This window comes from Streptomyces sp. Tue6028 (genome assembly GCF_002300165.1).
GTDB lineage: Bacteria > Actinomycetota > Actinomycetes > Streptomycetales > Streptomycetaceae > Streptomyces > Streptomyces siamensis.
Window position 1 is genome coordinate 1 of sequence record NZ_MLCE01000037.1, and the last position, 17,497, is coordinate 17,497.

At 73.1% G+C, this 17,497-nt stretch carries 14 protein-coding genes; 7 read left to right on the forward strand and 7 right to left on the reverse strand.

The window, feature by feature from the left end:
• Positions 1–48 precede the first annotated feature (48 nt).
• Complete coding sequence (otr(A), locus tag BKI49_RS33915; protein WP_095938152.1) at positions 49–1,923, reverse strand: tetracycline resistance ribosomal protection protein Otr(A); 1,875 nt, start codon at positions 1,921–1,923, stop codon at positions 49–51.
• Positions 1,924–2,175: 252 nt separating this feature from the next.
• Between otr(A) and BKI49_RS33920 the strand changes: the two genes are divergently transcribed.
• Positions 2,176–3,129, forward strand: a complete 954-nt coding sequence (locus BKI49_RS33920; protein WP_095938153.1) for a ribose-phosphate diphosphokinase — start codon at positions 2,176–2,178, stop codon at positions 3,127–3,129.
• A gap of 114 nt (positions 3,130–3,243) precedes the next feature.
• Positions 3,244–4,437 (forward strand): elongation factor Tu, encoded by a 1,194-nt coding sequence (tuf, locus tag BKI49_RS33925; protein WP_095938154.1) that lies wholly within the window; start codon positions 3,244–3,246, stop codon positions 4,435–4,437.
• Here the strand turns inward: tuf and BKI49_RS33930 are convergent.
• Both BKI49_RS33930 and BKI49_RS33935 read right to left on the reverse strand, forming a co-directional pair.
• Positions 4,418–4,798, reverse strand: a complete 381-nt coding sequence (locus BKI49_RS33930) for an anti-sigma factor antagonist (protein ID WP_095938155.1) — start codon at positions 4,796–4,798, stop codon at positions 4,418–4,420. The two genes, tuf and BKI49_RS33930, sit on opposite strands and share 20 nt — an antisense overlap.
• 357 nt (positions 4,799–5,155) lie before the next feature.
• Complete coding sequence (locus BKI49_RS33935; RefSeq protein WP_179332670.1) at positions 5,156–6,106, reverse strand: NADP-dependent oxidoreductase; 951 nt, start codon at positions 6,104–6,106, stop codon at positions 5,156–5,158.
• 71 nt (positions 6,107–6,177) lie between these two features.
• Here BKI49_RS33935 and BKI49_RS33940 point away from each other — a divergent pair, with 71 nt between their 5' ends.
• Together BKI49_RS33940 and BKI49_RS33945 are read left to right on the forward strand one after the other, a co-directional pair.
• On the forward strand, positions 6,178–7,245 hold the full coding sequence (locus BKI49_RS33940) for a GlxA family transcriptional regulator (RefSeq protein WP_095938157.1): 1,068 nt from the start codon (positions 6,178–6,180) through the stop codon (positions 7,243–7,245).
• A gap of 75 nt (positions 7,246–7,320) precedes the next feature.
• Positions 7,321–8,187 carry a hypothetical protein gene (locus BKI49_RS33945; protein WP_095938158.1) on the forward strand — a complete coding sequence of 289 codons (867 nt, stop codon included), beginning with the start codon at positions 7,321–7,323 and terminating at the stop codon, positions 8,185–8,187.
• 4 nt (positions 8,188–8,191) lie between these two features.
• Here BKI49_RS33945 and BKI49_RS33950 read toward each other — a convergent pair whose 3' ends face one another.
• Positions 8,192–8,746: a TetR/AcrR family transcriptional regulator gene (locus tag BKI49_RS33950; protein ID WP_095938159.1), complete on the reverse strand. Its 555-nt coding sequence runs from the start codon at positions 8,744–8,746 to the stop codon at positions 8,192–8,194.
• On the reverse strand, positions 8,743–9,105 hold the full coding sequence (locus BKI49_RS33955) for a DUF1304 domain-containing protein (protein WP_095938160.1): 363 nt from the start codon (positions 9,103–9,105) through the stop codon (positions 8,743–8,745). Before BKI49_RS33955 ends, BKI49_RS33950 begins: the two co-directional genes overlap by 4 nt.
• 342 nt (positions 9,106–9,447) lie before the next feature.
• Between BKI49_RS33955 and BKI49_RS33960 the strand changes: the two genes are divergently transcribed.
• Positions 9,448–10,860 carry a hypothetical protein gene (locus tag BKI49_RS33960; RefSeq protein WP_143658546.1) on the forward strand — a complete coding sequence of 471 codons (1,413 nt, stop codon included), beginning with the start codon at positions 9,448–9,450 and terminating at the stop codon, positions 10,858–10,860.
• A 144-nt stretch (positions 10,861–11,004) separates the two neighbouring features.
• On the opposite strand, the gene BKI49_RS33965 is transcribed toward BKI49_RS33960, so the two are convergent.
• Positions 11,005–12,204 (reverse strand): PucR family transcriptional regulator, encoded by a 1,200-nt coding sequence (locus BKI49_RS33965; protein ID WP_095938162.1) that lies wholly within the window; start codon positions 12,202–12,204, stop codon positions 11,005–11,007.
• Between the two features lie 260 nt (positions 12,205–12,464).
• Here BKI49_RS33965 and BKI49_RS33970 point away from each other — a divergent pair, with 260 nt between their 5' ends.
• Positions 12,465–14,189 carry a fatty acyl-AMP ligase gene (locus tag BKI49_RS33970; protein ID WP_095938163.1) on the forward strand — a complete coding sequence of 575 codons (1,725 nt, stop codon included), beginning with the start codon at positions 12,465–12,467 and terminating at the stop codon, positions 14,187–14,189.
• Positions 14,186–17,044: a type I polyketide synthase gene (locus BKI49_RS33975; protein WP_095938164.1), complete on the forward strand. Its 2,859-nt coding sequence runs from the start codon at positions 14,186–14,188 to the stop codon at positions 17,042–17,044. The genes BKI49_RS33970 and BKI49_RS33975 overlap by 4 nt, the downstream gene beginning before the upstream one ends.
• On the opposite strand, the gene BKI49_RS33980 is transcribed toward BKI49_RS33975, so the two are convergent.
• A complete protein-coding gene (locus tag BKI49_RS33980) occupies positions 17,033–17,356 on the reverse strand; it encodes a cytochrome P450 (protein WP_257005063.1) in 324 nt (107 codons plus the stop codon). The genes BKI49_RS33975 and BKI49_RS33980 overlap by 12 nt on opposite strands.
• Positions 17,357–17,497: the final 141 nt, after the last annotated feature.

A 17,497-nucleotide genomic window follows, 5' to 3' on the forward strand; every position in this document is an offset into this window, starting at 1 on the left:
CCCCACCTACGGCACCGGCCGGAGCCGCCGCTCCGCACGACGCATCGGTCAGCGCGCCACCCGGACGGGACGGTCGCCGGACACACGCGACCACCAGACCCCTTCGCCGTGCGTCAGCCCCGGGAGCCGCACTTCGACGTCCCGCACCTTGCCGGCGGGCAGCTCACCCGTGACCAGCCACGAGGTGCGGCCGCCGGTCGTGGCCCCGAACTCCGCCCCGCACGCCGCCAGATGGGCCGTCACCGCGGCCAGGGCGTCGAGCGGGATCTCCACCTCGAAGGCGTGGTACGGCTCGTACACACGGGTCCCCGCACGTTCCAGGGCCCGGTGCAGCACGACAGAGGTCAGCCCGCGGAAGTCGGCCGCCGTGCTGATCGGCGCCGCGAACCCGGAGCGGACGAGCGTGACCCGGTAGTCCGTCACCGGCCGGCCGCGCGGGCCGCTCAGCAGCGTGGCGTGCACCGTGTCCTCGATCGCCTGGTGGAACGCCCGGGGCAGCGCGCCGAGTTCGGTCTCGTACGTGAAGACTCCGCCGGAGCCACGCGGTCCCGGTTCGACCCGCAGTCCGATCGTCGCCCAGTACCCGACGTGCCCGTGCCGCTGGATCTCCTCGCACGCCTCACCGGTGCCCACCGGGCGCTCCAGCAGCCGCACCCGGCTCGGCTCGAAGTCGGCCTCGATGCCGAAGTCCTGTGCGAGCGTGGCCGCGAGAACCTCCTTCTGGACCTCCCCGTACAGCAGCAGCGCGGTGCTGCCGGACGCGGCGGGCCCGGCGTGCAGCAGCGGGTCCTGGTCGGCGAGGGCCAGCAGCGCGGCGCGCAGTGCGGCGGCCTGCTCCGGACACCTGGCCCTGACCAGCGTCTCCAGGGTCGGGGCGGCGAACTGTTGCGCCCGGTCACCGGACGGGCCGAGCCGGTCGCCGACGCGGAGCGCGCCCGCACCACGGAGCACCGCGATGTTCCCCGGGGTGAGCCGGTCGGCCTCCGGCCGTCCGACCACCTGCATGCCCAGCGCCCGGCCGGGCACTTGCGCGGTCCGGCCGTCCGACTCCCGCCGCCGGAACACGAGCCGCTGACGCTGCCTCACCTCTCCCTCGTACAGGCGCAGCCAGGCCGTGCGGTCGCCTCCCGGCCCGGGCCGTACGGCGAACACCGTGCCGCGCGGCTCACCGGAGGAGGACGGCACCACGGTCGGGCCGGGGACCAGCCGGATCAGACGCGCGACCAGGTCCGCGACGCCCTGCCCGCCGATCGCCGAACCGAAGAGGACCGGATGGACCGAGCCGTCGGCGGTCCGCGCGGCGAGGGCCGCCTCCAGCTCGTCCGGGGTCGGCGGCGGACCGTCGACCAGCGCCGCCAGCACGCCGGGATCCACTTCGGCGAGCGCGCCGGCCGCGACGTCGTCGAGCGGCCGTGGCAGGACCCGGGCGTCCGGTGTGCCGAGCGCGCTGACGCGGCTGAGCGGGACCACGTACGGCGTGAGGAGCCGCCGTACGTCGTCGAGCAGCGTGCCTTCGCGCGCCCCCGCCCGGTCGATCTTGTTGACGAAGACCAGGGTGGGCAGGCCGAGCCGCCGCAGCGTCCTCATCAGGACGCGCGTCTGCGCCTGCACGCCCTCGACGGCGGAGAGCAGCAGCACCGCCCCGTCCAGGACCTCCAGGGCGCGCTCGACCTCGGCGATGAAGTCGGAATGTCCGGGGGTGTCGATCAGGTTGACCTGGACGTCCCCGGTGCGGAAGGCGGCGACGGCCGAGCGGATCGTGATCCCGCGCTGCCGCTCGATCGCCCCGTCGTCCGTACGGGTGTCACCGGCGTCGACGCTGCCGAGCCGGTCGATGGAGCCGCCGTCGAACAGCAGCCGCTCCGTGAGGCTGGTCTTACCCGCGTCGACGTGGGCCAGAATTCCGATGTTCAGGGTGTGCATGCGTGGTCGAGTCCTCGGGAACAGTCGTCCGGTGGGGGCGCTGAGGTGTTCCGAGGAATCGGCGCATGTCGTTCTCTCTCCTGGGGGCGGGTGGCTCTGACGCCGTCATCATGGCGCGGTCCGGGCGGTCGTCCGCAACCGAATTTGGCCCCGGTCGAGTGACCGGGAGGTCCCCAGTAGCATGAAACACGCACCCCGGGCCGATCTTGCCGCACGGCGCCACGGCCCGGTTCGATCATGCGAGGAGCGGTCGTGCGTGACATCGCCGTGTTCAGCGGTAGTGCCCATCCCGAGCTGGCCGCGGAGGTCTGCGCCCATCTCGGTGTCCCCCTCAGCCCGACCCGCGTCAGCCGGTTCGCCAACGACTGCCTGGAGGTCCAGCTCCAGGCGAACTGCCGTGAGCGTGACGTCTTCCTCGTGCAGCCGCTGGTCTCGCCGGTGCAGGAGCACCTCGTCGAGCTGCTGATGATGTGCGACGCGGCGCGGGGCGCGTCGGCGGGCCGGATCACCGTGGTCATGCCGCACTACTCGTACGCCCGCTCGGACAAGAAGGACATGCCCCGGATCTCCATGGGCGGGCGGCTCGTGGCGGACCTGCTGGTGGCGGCGGGGGCGAGCCGGGTCCTCGCGATGACGCTGCACTCCCCGCAGGTGCACGGCTTCTTCTCGGTCCCGGTGGACCATCTGCACGCCCTGCGCGAGCTGGCGGCGCACTTCCGCGGCCTCGACATGTCGCGTACGACCGTGGTGTCGCCGGACCTGGGCAACGCCAAGGAGGCCGCGGCGTTCGCGCGGCTGCTCGGGGCGCAGGTGGCCGCCGGTGCCAAGCAGCGGTTCGCCGACGACCGCGTGCGCATCAGTTCCGTCATCGGAGAGATCGCCGGACGCGATGTGATCGTGCTGGACGACGAGATCGCCAAGGGCAGCACCGTCCTCGAACTCCTGGACAGGCTGCGGGAACTGGGCCCCCGGTCGATCCGGGTCGCCTGCACCCACGGGCTGTTCGCGGCCGGCGCGCTCAAGCGGCTCAGCGAGCAGAGCGACGTCCTGGAGATCGTGTGCACGAACACCGTTCCGGTCCCGGTCGAGGAGCACACCGAGAAGCTCCGCGTCCTGTCGATCGCGCCGGCGCTCGCCGAGGCGGTACGGCGCATTCACAACGGTGAGTCCGTCAGCGCCCTGTTCGACGCGCCCCAGAGCGAATAGACAGGAAGGAGCGGAACTTCCCGCCCGTCCGCAGGGCCGGGGAAGCGGCCTGGTGCCCGGCCGGGAAGCCGCGAGCAACGCTCGGCGTCACCCAGGTGATCAGGAGGGCTCGCAGTGGCGAAGGCGAAATTCGAGCGGACCAAGCCGCACGTCAACATAGGCACCATCGGTCACATCGACCACGGCAAGACGACGCTCACCGCGGCCATGACCAAGGTGCTGCACGACCGGTTCCCCGACCTGAACCCGTTCACGCCGTTCGACCAGATCGACAAGGCCCCCGAGGAACGCCAGCGCGGCATCACGATCTCCATCGCCCATGTCGAGTACCAGACGGAACACCGGCACTACGCGCACGTCGACTGTCCGGGCCACGCGGACTACATCAAGAACATGATCACGGGCGCCGCGCAGATGGACGGCGCGGTCCTGGTCGTCGCGGCGACCGACGGGCCGATGCCGCAGACCAAGGAGCATGTGCTGCTGGCCCGGCAGGTCGGCGTCCCGTACATCGTCGTCGCGCTCAACAAGACGGACATGGTGGACGACGAGGAGATCCTGGAACTCGTGGAGCTGGAGGTGCGCGAGCTCCTCACCGAGTACGAATTCCCGGGCGACGACGTGCCCGTGGTCCAGGTCTCCGCGCTCAAGGCCCTCGAGGGCGACCCGAAGTGGCGCGCCTCCATCCTCGAACTCCTCGCCGCCATAGACGAGTTCGTGCCCGAGCCGGTGCGCGATGTGGACCGGCCGTTCCTGATGCCGATCGAGGACGTCTTCACCATCACGGGCCGCGGCACGGTCGTCACCGGCCGCATCGAGCGCGGCGTGCTGAAGGTGCACAGCGAGGTCGAGATCATCGGTATCCACGAGCAGAAGACGAAGACCACGGTGACCGGCGTCGAGATGTTCCGCAAGCTCCTCGACGAGGGGCGTGCGGGGGAGAACGTCGGACTGCTGCTGCGCGGTGTGAAGCGGGAGGACGTGGAGCGCGGGCAGGTCGTCATCAAGCCCGGATCGGTCACGCCGCACACGGAGTTCGAGGCACGGGCCTACATCCTGTCGAAGGACGAGGGCGGCCGGCACACGCCCTTCTTCGACACCTACCGCCCGCAGTTCTACTTCCGCACCACGGACGTCACCGGGGTGGTGACGCTGCCCAAGGGCACCGAGATGGTCATGCCGGGCGACAACACCACCATGCAGGTGCAGTTGATCCAGCCGATCGCCATGGAGGAGGGGCTGAAGTTCGCCATCCGTGAGGGCGGCCGTACGGTCGGCGCGGGGCAGGTCACACGGATCCGGAAGTAGCCTCCGGGCGGCTGAACGCCTCGTCGAGGGACGCGGAGGGCGGCAGCAGGCGTGCGAGACCGGTCGCCCGCAGGACGCGTAGCGTCAGCGGCTGGGTGCAGACGAGGTGCAGCCGCCCGCCGCGGTCGAGGACGCGCCGCCTGGCGCGGTACAGCAGGCGCAGGCCCGAGCAGTCGAAGAAGTCGGCGGGCCGCAGGTCGATGACGACCTGCGGTGCCGGGCCGCCGGTGACGGCGTCCAGGGCCGGGGTGATCTCCAGCGCCGCGAGGATGTCGATCTCCCCGTGGAACTCCAGGACGACATGCCCGCGGTCCTGGTGGATACGCAGATGCCGGGTCGGGGGTGCGGGGTCGTGCGGCACGAAGACATCACCTCCAACCGGCAGCCGGCCCGCTGCCGAAGGCAGGGGCCAGTGAGACCGGGAGCCGGGCGACGACGTCCGGCGCGTGAGGACACGCTGCCGGGCCGCCGGTGGTTGCAGAGCTCTTCCTTGCTCTGCAAGTTACCCCCGATGGAGTGAATTCCAGCATGTTCGATTGACATATGTCTTCGATTTAATCGGCGAGTTGCGCCGCGGACGCGTGGTGTGGGAGGCCGGCGCGACTCCGTCCGTCCCTCGCACCACGGTCCCCAAGTCGCCCTGAACGCACGGATGTTGACGCCGGAGAGGCTGGTCACGGGCGCGACGCGTTTCCGTGACCAGCTCGCCCGGCCTGGGTCAGGCGACGACGAGCACCAGCTTCCCCGCCGTCCGTCCGGTGTCGCCGAGAGCGTGCGCCTTGGCGGCGTCGGCCAGCGGGAAGGTCTCGGCGACCGAGGCGCGCAGCGTGCCCGCCTCCACCAGCTCCGCGATCGCCTTCATCCCGGCGTGGTCGGCGTCGACGAGCATCTCGGTCGCGCGCACCCCGGCCTTCTCGGCCTGGGCCGGGAGCTCCTTCGAGCCCCGCGGCAGGATCGTCACCAGGATTCCGCCCTTGCGCAGCGTGCGCAGCGAACGCTGCACGTAGTCGCCGCCGACGGTGTCCAGTACGACGTCGACGTCCCGGACCGCCTCGGCGAAGTCGGTGTCCCGGTAGTCGATCAGCTCGTCCGCGCCCAGGCCCCGCACGAAGTCGTGCTTGCCCGCGCTCGCGGTGCCGATCACGTACGCGCCGCGCGCCTTGGCGACCTGCACGGCCACGTGTCCCACGCCACCGGCGGCGGCGTGGATCAGCACCCGCTGTCCGGGCCGCACGTCCGCCGTCTCCACCAGTGCCTGCCACGCGGTCAGGGACACCAGCGGGAGCGCGCCCGCCTGGACGTGGTCGACGCCGGCCGGCTTGTGCGCGAAGGTGTGGGCCGGCGCGGTCACGTACTCGGCGTGCGAGCCGTGGCCCCACGGGTAGGACAGCATGCCGAAGACCTCGTCCCCCGGCTTGAAGAGGGCGACGCCGATGCCGGTCGCCTCGACGACGCCGGAGACGTCCCAGCCGAGGACGAACGGCGGCTCGCCGAGGAAGCCGCCCGTGGCGCGGTGCTTCCAGTCGGTCGGGTTGACGCCGGCGGCGTGCACCCGGACCAGTACCTCGTTGGCGCGGGGCTCGGGGCGCTCCACCCGTACTTCCTTCAGGACATCGGGGCCGCCGAGGACGTCCTGGCTGATGGCTCGCATCGTCTTCACAGTGCTCATGGTGTCCCAGCGTGCCGGGGTCGGCGCGGCAGGAAAATGGCACGATTGCCAATCATCGATAGAATCGTGCCATGGCAGTGGAGCGACACCGTGGCGAGCCGGACCTCGCCGTACAGCAGGACGACCGTGCCGGACGCGCTGAGGGCACGGGACACCGGCGACGACGGGCCGGAAGCCGGCGAGGACGGGCCGAGGGCCGTACGGAGCGGGTGGTCGTCCTCGCCCTCGACGGCGTCTACCCCTTCGAGCTGGGCATCCCCAGCCGGATCTTCGGCGCCGCGGACGGCCGGTACGAGGTGCTGACCTGCACCGTCGACGGACAGCCGGTCCGCACCAACGCCGATTTCTCGGTCACCGTCGACCACGGACCCGAGGTGCTGCGCACGGCCGACACGGTGGTGATCCCCGCCATCAGCCCGGCGTTCGTCACCGCGTCGCTCTCCGACGAGGTGGCCGCCGCGCTCGCCCTCATCGGGCCGGACACCCGCATCGTGTCGATCTGCACGGGCGCCTTCGTGCTGGCCGCGGCCGGACTGCTCGAAGGGCGGCGGGCGACCACCCACTGGCAGCTGGTCGACCGGTTCCGCGAGATGTTCCCGCACGTCCCGCTGGACCCGGACGTGCTCTTCGTCGACGACGGCACCGTCCTCACCTCGGCGGGCGCCGCCTCCGGCATCGACGCCTGCCTGCACGTCCTGCGCGAGGACCACGGCAGCGAGCTGGCCAACAAGGTCGCCCGGTGCTGCGTGGTGCCTCCCCTGCGGGAGGGCGGCCAGGCCCAGTACATCGAGCAGCCCGTGCCGGACCCGGCCGCGACGAGCACCGCCGCCACCCGTGCGTGGGCCCTGACCCGCCTCGGCGACGCGCTGACCCTCACCGAACTCGCCGAGCACGCCCGGATGAGCCGGCGCACCTTCGCCCGCCGCTTCGACGACGAGGTGGGCATGAGCCCGGGCCGCTGGCTCATCCAGCAGCGCGTGGCCCGCGCCCGCCGGCTGCTGGAGTCGAGCGACCTCTCGGTGGACCGGATCGCCGGCGAGGTCGGCTTCGCGACGGCCGCCTCGCTGCGTCAGCACCTGCACGTGGCCATCGGCGTCTCGCCCCAGGCGTACCGGCGCACCTTCCAGGCGACCCGATAGCTCCACCCTCTCGAACGAACCGCGCCTTTGCGGCGTCGAAGGAGGGAGACGGCAGCGGGAGGGCAAGGGGTGGGCATGCGCAAGGGACTCGCGACGACGATGGTTCTGCTCGGTGCGGCCGCGGTGGGTTGCGGGGACGGGAACGGCGGCGGCCTCGTGGTCACCGGGACGCCGCCCGCCACGCCGTACACCGGTCCGCTGACCGTGCCCGTGAAGGAGACGGCCGGCGAGGACGACGGCGACGACAACCCTCGTGCGGTCCGGGCGCGGTCGGGTGCGGCCGGGCGTGCCCTGGAGTGCGACGCGGAGATCTACTCGGGTGGCGGCAGCGACCCGTGGAGCAGAGGCGACGGCGGCTCGACGCCCGAGGAGGGCCTGCGGGCGTTCTTCGACATGGAGCAGCCCGAACTGCCCGGGTCCGGCTACCGGATGGAGCGCAAGGAGAAGGGGCGGGCGCTGTTCTCGTACGACGTCGACGGCCGCACCAAGGTCGCCGTCGTCGTCGCGCTGGATCGCCCGCACCGCCCCGGCTGGGGTCCGGAGACCAGCGCGTCCTGCGACCCGGCCGAACTCCCCGCGAGCTTCACCGACTCGACCTGGTACGAGATCTGGACCGACCGCGCCGGCCGACGCGTCCCGGTCACGAAGGTGCACAGCTCCGTCGGTGCCGCGCACTGCGACTGGGAGAGCGCGCGCTTCCTGGCGATCGGCCGGGGCGAGGACGGCAGGCTCTACGCGCGCGATCCCGAAGGGGTCCTCGACGGCATGCTCACCTCCGCGTACGACCCGGACGGCACCATGCCGGCCGCCGCACGCGACACCGGCTATCGGTACCACGACTGGCAGTTGTGGCTGACCGCCGGCCGGTCGAAGGCGTACGTCCGCACACCCGACGGGGTCGAGGTGTGGCCCGCGGTGAAGCAGGGCGTCGGCTGCAAGTGAGCCGTCAGCGACTGCGGTGCAGGGCGACCAGCAACTGCCAGACCTGGTGGGCGATCTCCTCGCCGGTGCCCTCCAGCAGCCCGTGCAGCCAGTCCGCCAGCACCCCCGCGAAGGTGGCCGCCACGGCGGACGCGACGAGCGGGGCGTCCGGGGCACCCACGAGGGTGCGTTCGGCAAGGCTGCGGGCCCGCAGGTCGCGGTGCAGCACGCTGCCGAGCGGGCCGCCGCCGCCCGGACTCAGCAGCGCACGGTACAGGGCGGCGTGCGGGGCGAGGTCGGCGAAGAACGCGAGCAGGGCAGGCGGCGCCGACACCGGATCGGGCCGCCCGCGCCAGGCGTGCAAAGCCTCCACGGCGTCCCGTACGACATCGGCGCAGGCGTCGACGGCGAGCGCCTCCAGGTCCGCGTAGTGCACGTAGAACGTCGCCCGGCCGACCCCGGCCCGGCGCACCAGCGCCGCGACGCCGACCTCCGTCAGCGGCCGCTCGGCGCACTCCTCCAGCAGCGCCCGGCGCAGTCTGGCGCGGGTCCGGGCGGCCCGCGGGTCGCCGGACGTCACCGGGCGATCAGGACGGCGGCCAGGGCGAGTGCCCCCGGCAGGGCCTGGGCGAAGAGGATCCGGCGGTTCGCGGTGACCGCTCCGTACACGCCCGCGACCACGACGCACACCAGGAAGAAGACCTGGACGCGGAAGCCGGTCGGATAGTCCGCGACGAGCCCCCACACCAGCCCCGCCGCCAGGAATCCGTTGTAGAGCCCCTGGTTGGCGGCCAGCGGTGCGGTGGCCCGGGCCATCTCGGGGTCGAACCCGTGCAGGCCCCGTCCCGGCGCGCGCTCCCACAGGAACATCTCCAGGACCAGGATGTACGCGTGCAGCGCGGCCACCAGCCCCACCAGCACGTTCGCGACCGTCTCCATCGTCAGCAGGCTCCGTCGTCTCGTATTTCTTGGACAGCTGTCCACTATAGCTGGACAACCGTCCAGGAAGTATGCCGGGCAGGTCACACGACACCTCCGGTTGTGGCGTCCGCCCTCGGGGTAGCGATGCACGGGATTTCCGTTACCTGAGGGGGAGTTGACGTGTCGGGCAGCCTCGCGCCGGCCGGCTGGAGCGGGAGTGAGCGGAGGATGTGGGCCGCCTTCCGGCGAGGGGAGTGGTTCACGCACCGGGGCGAGGTGCGGGCCCGCGTCGTGCGAAGGCTCCTGCTGGCGCCACCGCAGGCCGAGGCGGGACATGTGCCGCGGCTCAGGCTCAGGAATGTGTCGATCAACGGCCGGCTCGATCTGGCCGAGGCCGTCCTCGCGGGGACCCTGCGACTGCACGGCTGCCGTTTCGAGCAGGCTCCCTGCCTCGACGGCGCCACCCTCGGGGCGCTGGAGATGCGCGACTGCGAGCTGCCCGGACTGTCGGCCGTGGGTGTCACGATCGGCTGGAAGTGCGAGATCGCCGGATGCGAGGTGCGCGGGCCCATCGACCTCTACGGCGCCTCGATCGGCGGCACCCTGCGGCTGGAGGGCAGCCGACTGACGGGGCACGGGGAGCGGCGGGGCGAGGGTGCCCTGCAACTGCTGTGCGCCACCGTGGGAGGCGACGTCCAGGCGGGCACGGGGCTGCGCGTCGACGGCTGCACCGACCTCAGGGACACCTCCGTCCGCGGCAGCGTCGTACTCAAGCGTGCCGAGCTGCGCAACCCGACCGGCGCGGCGCTGAGGGCCAACAGGCTGCACATAGGAGGGGACTTCAACTGCCGGGGCGGCCTCGTGGCCGAGGGCACCGTCGATCTGTGCGACGCCCGCGTGGGCGGCGGCGCACTCTTCCAGGAGGCCGTGCTCGACGCCCAGCACGGACCCGCGCTGCGGGCTCACGGCATAGACGTCGGCGCCGAGTTCAACCTGTGCGACGGGTTCACGGCGCGCGGCAGGGTCTCCATGAGCAGCATCACCGTACGCAGCCGTCTGTCCTTCAAGGACGCCCTCATCGAGGCGCCCGCCGGTCAGGCCGCCCTGATCAGCCGCCGCTCCACCGCCTCCGAGCTCGACCTGCGGTTCCGCGAGCCGGTGAAGGGCACCGTCGACCTCAGCCACACCCGGGTCACCGTGCTGAAGGGCACCCCGCAGCGCTGGCCCGTGGCGCTGCGCATGGAGGGGGTGGTCTACGACAGCCTGCTGCCCCAACTCCCCGCCGCACAGCGGCTTCCGCTGCTCACGCGCGATCCCGAGGGGTTCACCCCGCAGCCCTACGAGCAACTGGCCGCCTCCTACCGGCTGCACGGTCACGACGGCGACGCCCGCACCGTGCTCCTCGCCAAACAGCGGCGCCAGCACACCACGCTGCCGTGGCCGGGCCGGGTGTGGGGCGGCCTCCAGGACATCACCCTCGGCTACGGCTACCGGCCGATGCGGGCGGTGTGGTGGCTGTGCGCGATCATGCTCAGCGGCAGCCTGCTGTTCACCCGATGGCCCCCACAGGCGGTCGACCCGGGCAAGCCGCCCCACTTCCAGGCCGCGATCTACACCTTCGACCTCGTGCTGCCGCTCGTCGACTTCGGCCAGGAACAGGCGTTCAGTCCGCGCGGCGGACTCCAGTGGGCGGCGGTGGTCCTCGTGTGCCTGGGCTGGCTGCTCGCGACGACGGCCGCGGCGGCCGCCAACCGGACCTTGCGCAGGGCGTGACGCCCCACGCGGGGCGCCCCGCGTGGCTGCCGCGGGTGCCGGTCGCCCGGCGGGGACCGTCGCACGATCACCGGGCGGCGGTGGCCCGCGACCCCTGCCGCGACGGCCGGGCTCAGCGGGACTCGGCCGCCATGACCACGAGTCTCAGCGCGACTCGGCCGCCGTGCGCAAGGTCAGGGCCCGAAGGGCGAGCTGCATCTCGAACTGGGCCGCCGGATCGTGCAGTTGGTCCCCGAACAACTCGTCCAGCTGGCGCATCCGATAGCGCACCGTCTGCGGATGCACGGCGAGCCGCGCCGCCACCTCGCTCGCGTTGTGCCCGCACTGGAGCCAGCTGAGCAGCGTCTCCGCCAGCCGCTCCCGCTGCGGCGAACGCATCTCCACCAGCGGCCCGAGCCGCCGCTCGGCCATCGCGTCGACCAGGGCCTCGTCGCGGAAGAGCAGGAGCGTCGCCAGATGGTCCTGGCAGCGCACCGGCTCCGCGCCCGGCAGGATGCCGCGCCGCGCCAGATCCAGCGCCTCGGTCGCCCAGCGCCACGACCGCGCGCCCTCCTGGAGCGCCACGGTCGGACCCATCGCCGCACGCAGTCCGTGCAGTGCCCCGGCGACCGCCCGTGCCCTGCCCGGCCCGTCCGGGTCGGGCACGACGAGTACGGCGGGCTGGACGTCGAACCGTGCCAGGAACTCCGCGGGCACGATCGGCCGTACCGCCCCCGGCCGTGACCCCTGGTCGACCGCGACGACCGCGAGGGCCCGGGGCACCGGCCAGCGCGCCGAGTGCGCGAGATCGCTGATCGCCTCGGCCGACGCGGGCGGATCCGCGGTGAGCAGGTCGATCAGCCGGCTGCGCCGCTGCTGCAGCTCCCCGGCCGCATGCAGCCGCGCCTCCGTGTAGCCCGCCGTCGTCGCGGCGGCCATCTCGTCCAGGTGCAGGAACAGCGCCTCGCCGAGGGCGGCCAGCACCTCACGGGGCAGCAACTCCGCGTCGACCAGGGCGTTCACCCGCCGCCAGGTCACCCGCGCGCCGAGGCGCAGCGCGGACTGGAACGAGTCGAGACTGCGCCCCTCCTCCGCCTCGCCCCGCCCGATCCTCAGGTACGTCGCCTTCACCGGCTCCCAGTCGGTGTCCGGCTTCGCCATCCGCTCCAGGAACCCCTGCAACGCGTGCTCCACGCCCTGGTGCACGACATGCATGTACGTGTCGTCGGTCGGCCGGGCGTACTCGGGGATCTCGGTCCTGATGGCCCGTACGACCTCTTCGGCGATGTCGGCGAAGAAGGGCCTGAGGTGGTCGTGCAGGTCCGAAGGGAACACCTTGAACGGACCGTTGGGCTCGTCGTCCACGGCTCGGGCTCCTCCTGCGCACGGGATCAGGGGCTCCGAGACGATACGACAGGCGACCCGTCCCGGCTCATCCGCCGCGGACGGACATAAGGGTGCGGTTCGTCACATCGCCTTTGTCAGCGAGCTGACAGAAGCGGCATGACGAACTGTCAGCGGACCGTCTAACTCGACCGGCGTCCGTCGGCGGAGGCTGGGGGAGACCACCCACCGCTCGCCTCCAGGGCACAACAGCACTGCCCTCCCCACGAGTTGGAGCCACCATGACCGCAGCCCGGCCCGGGGCCGACGCCTTGCTCACGGACCATCTGCGGTACTGGGCCCGCCGGCGCCCCCAGCAGTGCGCCTTCCGGCACGTCGAGTTCGCCGGCTCCGCCTCCGAGGGACGGCACCGGACCCTGGGCTGGCGTGCCATGGACGCCCGCGCCCGCGCCGTCGCCGCCCGTCTGGTGACCCTCGCGGCGCCCGGCGACCGGGCCGCCCTGGTCATGCCGCAGGGCCTCGACTACGCGGCGGCCTTCCTCGGCTGTCTCTACGCCCGGGTGATCGCGGTCCCGCTGTCCAGGCCACAACGCGCGGGCCACGACGCCCGACTGGCCGGCGTGCTCGCCGACTGCGAACCCGCCGTCCTGCTCTGCGACTCCGCCGACCTCACCTCCGTCGAGGCGTTCGCGCTGGACCACGACCTGCCCGCGGTGCCGGTCGTGCCCGTGGACCACCTGCCCATCCAGCGCTTCGGGTTCGACGAGTACGAGTCCGTGCCGGATCCCGACGAGACCGCCTACCTCCAGTACACCTCCGGTTCCACCCGCGACCCGGCCGGCGTGATGATCAGCCACGCCAACCTGGCGGCCAACGCCCGCCAGGCCCTTCACACGTTCGTCGAGGACCCCGGGGCCACCACGGCCGTCGGCTGGCTGCCCCTCTTCCACGACATGGGTCTCGTCCTCAGCGTCGTCGCCCCCGTCGTGGGCGGATTCCAGTCCGTCCTGATGGACCCCGTCGCGTTCCTGGAGGACCCGGCACGCTGGCTCCGCCTGCTCGGCTCGTACGACGGCACCGTGAGCGCGGCGCCGAACTTCGCGTACGACTACTGCGTGGCCCGCTCCGGTCCCGGCGCTGCCGAAACACTGAGGCTGGACCGGGTGAACGTGCTGATCAACGGCGGGGAGCCGGTACGGCCGGGGACCATCGACCGCTTCCACGCGGCGTTCGCGCCCGCGGGGCTCGACCCGGCGACCCACCGGCCCGCGTACGGACTCGCGGAGGCCACCGTGCTGGTGACGGCCGACGCCCGCGCGGCAGCCCCGACGACGGTGCGGTGCGACGCCGAAGCTCTCGCGGCGGGGCGCATCGAAGCGGCGTCGGAACGGACGACGACGGCGGAGGGCGGAGTAGCCGAACTCGTCGCGTGCGGCCCGCCGGCCGGACAGGAACTGCTGATCGTCGGGCCCGAGGGCGAAGAGCTGCCGGAGGACCAGGTCGGTGAGATCCGCCTGACGGGCCCCAACATCGCCCGGGGCTACTGGAAACGGGCCGATCCCACCCCCTTCGACCCGCGGGGCCGCCTGCGCACCGGCGATCTGGGCGCCCTGCACGACGGGCGGCTCCTGGTCACCGGACGCCTCAAGGACGTGATCGTCGTCGATGGACGCAACCACTACCCCCAGGACATCGAGGAGACCGTGCGCACCGCCCTGGATCTCGTACGCCGGGACCGGCTGGCCGCGTTCGGGGCACCCCGCGCGGACGGCACCGGGGAGGAACTCGTCGTCGTCGCGGAGTACGACCGGGACACCGAACCCACGCCGGAGGAGCTGCGCGACGCCGAACACACCGTGCGTGCCGCCGTATCGGCGCGCCACGGGCTGCGCCTGGGATCGCTGCTCCTGGTCCCTCCGGGCTCGGTGCCGCGCACCAGCAGCGGCAAGGTGGCGCGCGCGGCCGGCCGGGCACGGTTCCTGGAAGGGGGGTTCGACCCCCGATGAGTCCCTCGCGCACCGAGATCCGGGCCGTGGTCGCCGGGCGACTGCGCTCCTGGTACGCCCTCGAACCCGGGGAGATCGCCGACGACCGCCCGCTGGCCGAACTGGGTCTCACCTCGCGTGACGCGGTGACCCTGACCGCCCTGCTCGGCGAGGTCGTCGGACGGCGGCTGCCGGAGACCCTGCTGGGGGACGCGCGGACGATCGACGCGCTCGTGGAGCGACTGACGCGGGAACGGCCCGACGGACACGGGGCGCCGTGGCACGGCCCGGGAGCGGACCGGGACGCGGACCGGGCCGCCGTGGCCGTCGTCGGTGTGGGCTGCCGTTTTCCCGGCGGTGCCGACACTCCCGACGCGTACTGGCGCCTGCTCAGCGAAGGTCGCGACGCGGTCGGCGCACCCCCGGACGACCGCAGGGAGGCCGGCCCGCAGCCCGCCGCCGCACCGCGCTCCGACGGCACGCCGCACGAGCGCACGCCGCACGGGGGCACGCCGTACGAGGGCACGCCGTACGAGGGCACGCCGTACGAGGGCACGCCGTACGAGGGCACGCCGCACGGCGGCTTCCTCGACGACATGGCGGGTTTCGACGCGGACTTCTTCCGCATCGGCGCGGACGAGGCCGCCGCCATGGACCCGCAGCACCGCGTGCTCCTCGAAGTGGCCCGCGAGGCCCTCGACCACGCGGCGCTGCCGGTGACACGCCTCGCGGGCAGCCGCACCGGGGTCTTCGTCGGCATCAGCGGCAGCGAGTACGCCCAGGTCACGGCCGGCGCGCCGGACGCCTGGACGACGGCGGGCACCGCGCCCGGCGTCGCGGCGGCCCGCCTCTCCCACGCCCTGGACCTGCGCGGCCCGAGCCTGGCCGTCGACACGGCCTGCTCCTCCGCGCTCGTCGCCGTGCACCATGCCGTACGGAGTCTGGCGACGGGGGAGAGCGACACCGCGCTCGCCGCCGGTGTGAGCCTGCTGCTCACGCCCCGCGTCCCGCACCGTGCGGGCGCGCTCTCGCCGGACGGTCTCCGCGGGGCGTTCGACGCCGGGCCCGACGGGACCGTACGCGGCGAGGGCTGCGGTGTCGTCGTGCTGAAGCGCCTCACGGACGCCGAACGCGACGGGGACCGGGTGCTGGCGGTCGTCCGGTCGACCGCCGTCAACTCCGACGGGCGCTCCGGCGGTCCGGCGGCGCCCAGCGCGGACGCCCGGCGTGCCCTCCTCACCGAGGCGCACACCGACCCCGCTGACGTGGACTACGTGGAGACGCACGGCGTCGGCACCCCGCAGGGCGACCCCGCCGAGGCGTGTGCCCTCGCCGCGGCTCTGGCCACCGCGCGCACGCCGGACCGGCCGTTGCTCATCGGCTCGGTCAGGGCGAACCTGGGACACCTCCGGGCAGCGGCCGGCATCGCCGGGCTGATCAAGACCGTCCTGGCCCTCCAGCACGGTGAGATACCGCCGCATCCGCACGTCGTCCCGACCGGCACCGGCGGGGGCCTGGAGGCACTGGGCCTGCGCGTGGTCACCTCGGCCGAGCCGTGGCCGCGCCACTCGGGTACGGCCACCGCAGGTGTGTCGGCCTTCGGATACAGCGGCACGAACGCACACGTCGTCCTCACCGAGCATCGCGCACGCCCCCGGCCGCAGGACCCCCGGACCGGGCCCGCGCTGCTGCTGCTCGACGCGCCCAGCGCGGAACGCGTGCGTGCGTACGCCGGTGAGCTCGCCGACTGGCTCCGTGCCGGACCCGGGGTGCGCGACGCCGACCTGGCCCGCACCCTGGCCGGCCGCACAGGGCGCGGTCATCACCGTGCGGCCGTGGTGACCCGAGGCCGTGCCGCGACGGTGGAGGCGCTGAGCCGTCTGGCCGCGGGCGAGAGGTCCCCGCACGTGGTGACCGGCGCGGCGGATTGCCGCGACGGCGCCGGGACCGTGTGGATCTTCCCGGGCGACGGCTGCCCGTGGCCGGGCGCCGGCCATGAACTCCTGGAGACGGAACCGGCGTTCGCGGACGCCGTCGAGCGCCTGGAACCACTGTTGCGCTGGCACGCGGGCATCTCCCTGGCCGAGGGCCTGGGAGCGCACACCGACCTCTCCTCACCCGCCGTCGCGATGCCCGTCCTCTACGGTCTCCAGCTCGGCCTCGCCGCACTGTGGCGTTCCTTCGGGCTCGAACCCGCCGCCGTGATGGGTCACGCGGCGGGAGAGATCGCCGCGGCGGTCGTGTCGGGGGCCATCGACCCCGTCACCGGCGCGCGGATCGTCGCCGCGCGCTCCCGGCTCCGCGCCCGGCCGAGGGCCGACGGACCGACCCCGTCGGCCGGCCGACCGACGGGAAGCGCTGACGGCGTGTCTCAGCGGGAACTCGCCCACATGAAAGGGGAGTTCGCTCGGCAGCTGGGCGATCTCCCGGCGGCCGCCCCGGGCTGCGCCCGTTACTCGGCCTCGCTCGCCGACCCCCGGGGCGCCCGGTACGACACCGCGCACTGGGAGGCGAACCTGACCGGGCCCGCCCGCTTGCCCGAGGCCCTCCGCGCGGCGGCCGAGGACGGGCACCGCGTCTTCGTGGAGGTCACCCCGAACACAGCGGGCCCGCAGCCGCCGGCCGGCACGCTCGTCGTCCCCACCCTGCGCGAGAACACCGACGACGCCCTCGCCTTCGGCACCGCGCTCGCCACCCTCGTCGTCAACGGCGTCCGCGTACCGGACCTGCGCGAACGCCTCGCAGGCCGTATCGAGGACGTGCCGCCGCCCCGCTGGCGCCATCGCCGCCACTGGTTCGGCGAGCAGACCCCCGCGGCCTCCGGGCGGGAGACTGTGCTCGCCGCGGCGGACGGCGAGCACAGGTCATCGGCCTAGGCCGCGCGGCAGCGGAGTCATCTCCGGCCTGTCCGTCTCGACCGTGACGGCGGCCTGGGGGTGCGGCGGCGCCGAGACGAGCGTCAGACGCCGGCGCTGGAGGACGGTGGCGAGGACGACGAGGAGCTCCGTCCACGCGAACTCCTCGCCGATGCACTCGCGGCGGCCGTCGACGAAGGCGAGGAAGGAGGAACGGTCGATCTGCTTCGCCCGCTCCGGCCCCCTCGACGCCCCCCACCGTTTGCTAGTGCGTTGTCGGCGTGGAGATTTGTCGACGTGGACGCATCTGTCGGAGCGTGACCGAACACTCACGGGTGCCAAGTGGGGGAGTTGATCCATTAGGTGTCCAACCCGATAAGCTCCCCTGCGGCGCTGCGAGTTGACGCGAACACACTCGGTCGTCTCGCCCGGCGTTCCCTGACGCGTACGGCGCCTGCACACTCCCCCCCGTTC

What these genes read in the sequence shown, in the direction of transcription:
- BKI49_RS33955 (WP_095938160.1), bottom strand. Translation starts at nt 9,105, where the DNA reads ATGGAGACGGTCGCGAACGTGCTGGTGGGGCTGGTGGCCGCGCTGCAC.
- BKI49_RS33945 (WP_095938158.1), top strand. Translation starts at nt 7,321, where the DNA reads ATGCGCAAGGGACTCGCGACGACGATGGTTCTGCTCGGTGCGGCCGCG.
- BKI49_RS33975 (WP_095938164.1), top strand. Translation starts at nt 14,186, where the DNA reads ATGAGTCCCTCGCGCACCGAGATCCGGGCCGTGGTCGCCGGGCGACTG.
- BKI49_RS33970 (WP_095938163.1), top strand. Translation starts at nt 12,465, where the DNA reads ATGACCGCAGCCCGGCCCGGGGCCGACGCCTTGCTCACGGACCATCTG.
- BKI49_RS33935 (WP_179332670.1), bottom strand. Translation starts at nt 6,106, where the DNA reads ATGAGCACTGTGAAGACGATGCGAGCCATCAGCCAGGACGTCCTCGGC.
- BKI49_RS33940 (WP_095938157.1), top strand. Translation starts at nt 6,178, where the DNA reads ATGGCAGTGGAGCGACACCGTGGCGAGCCGGACCTCGCCGTACAGCAG.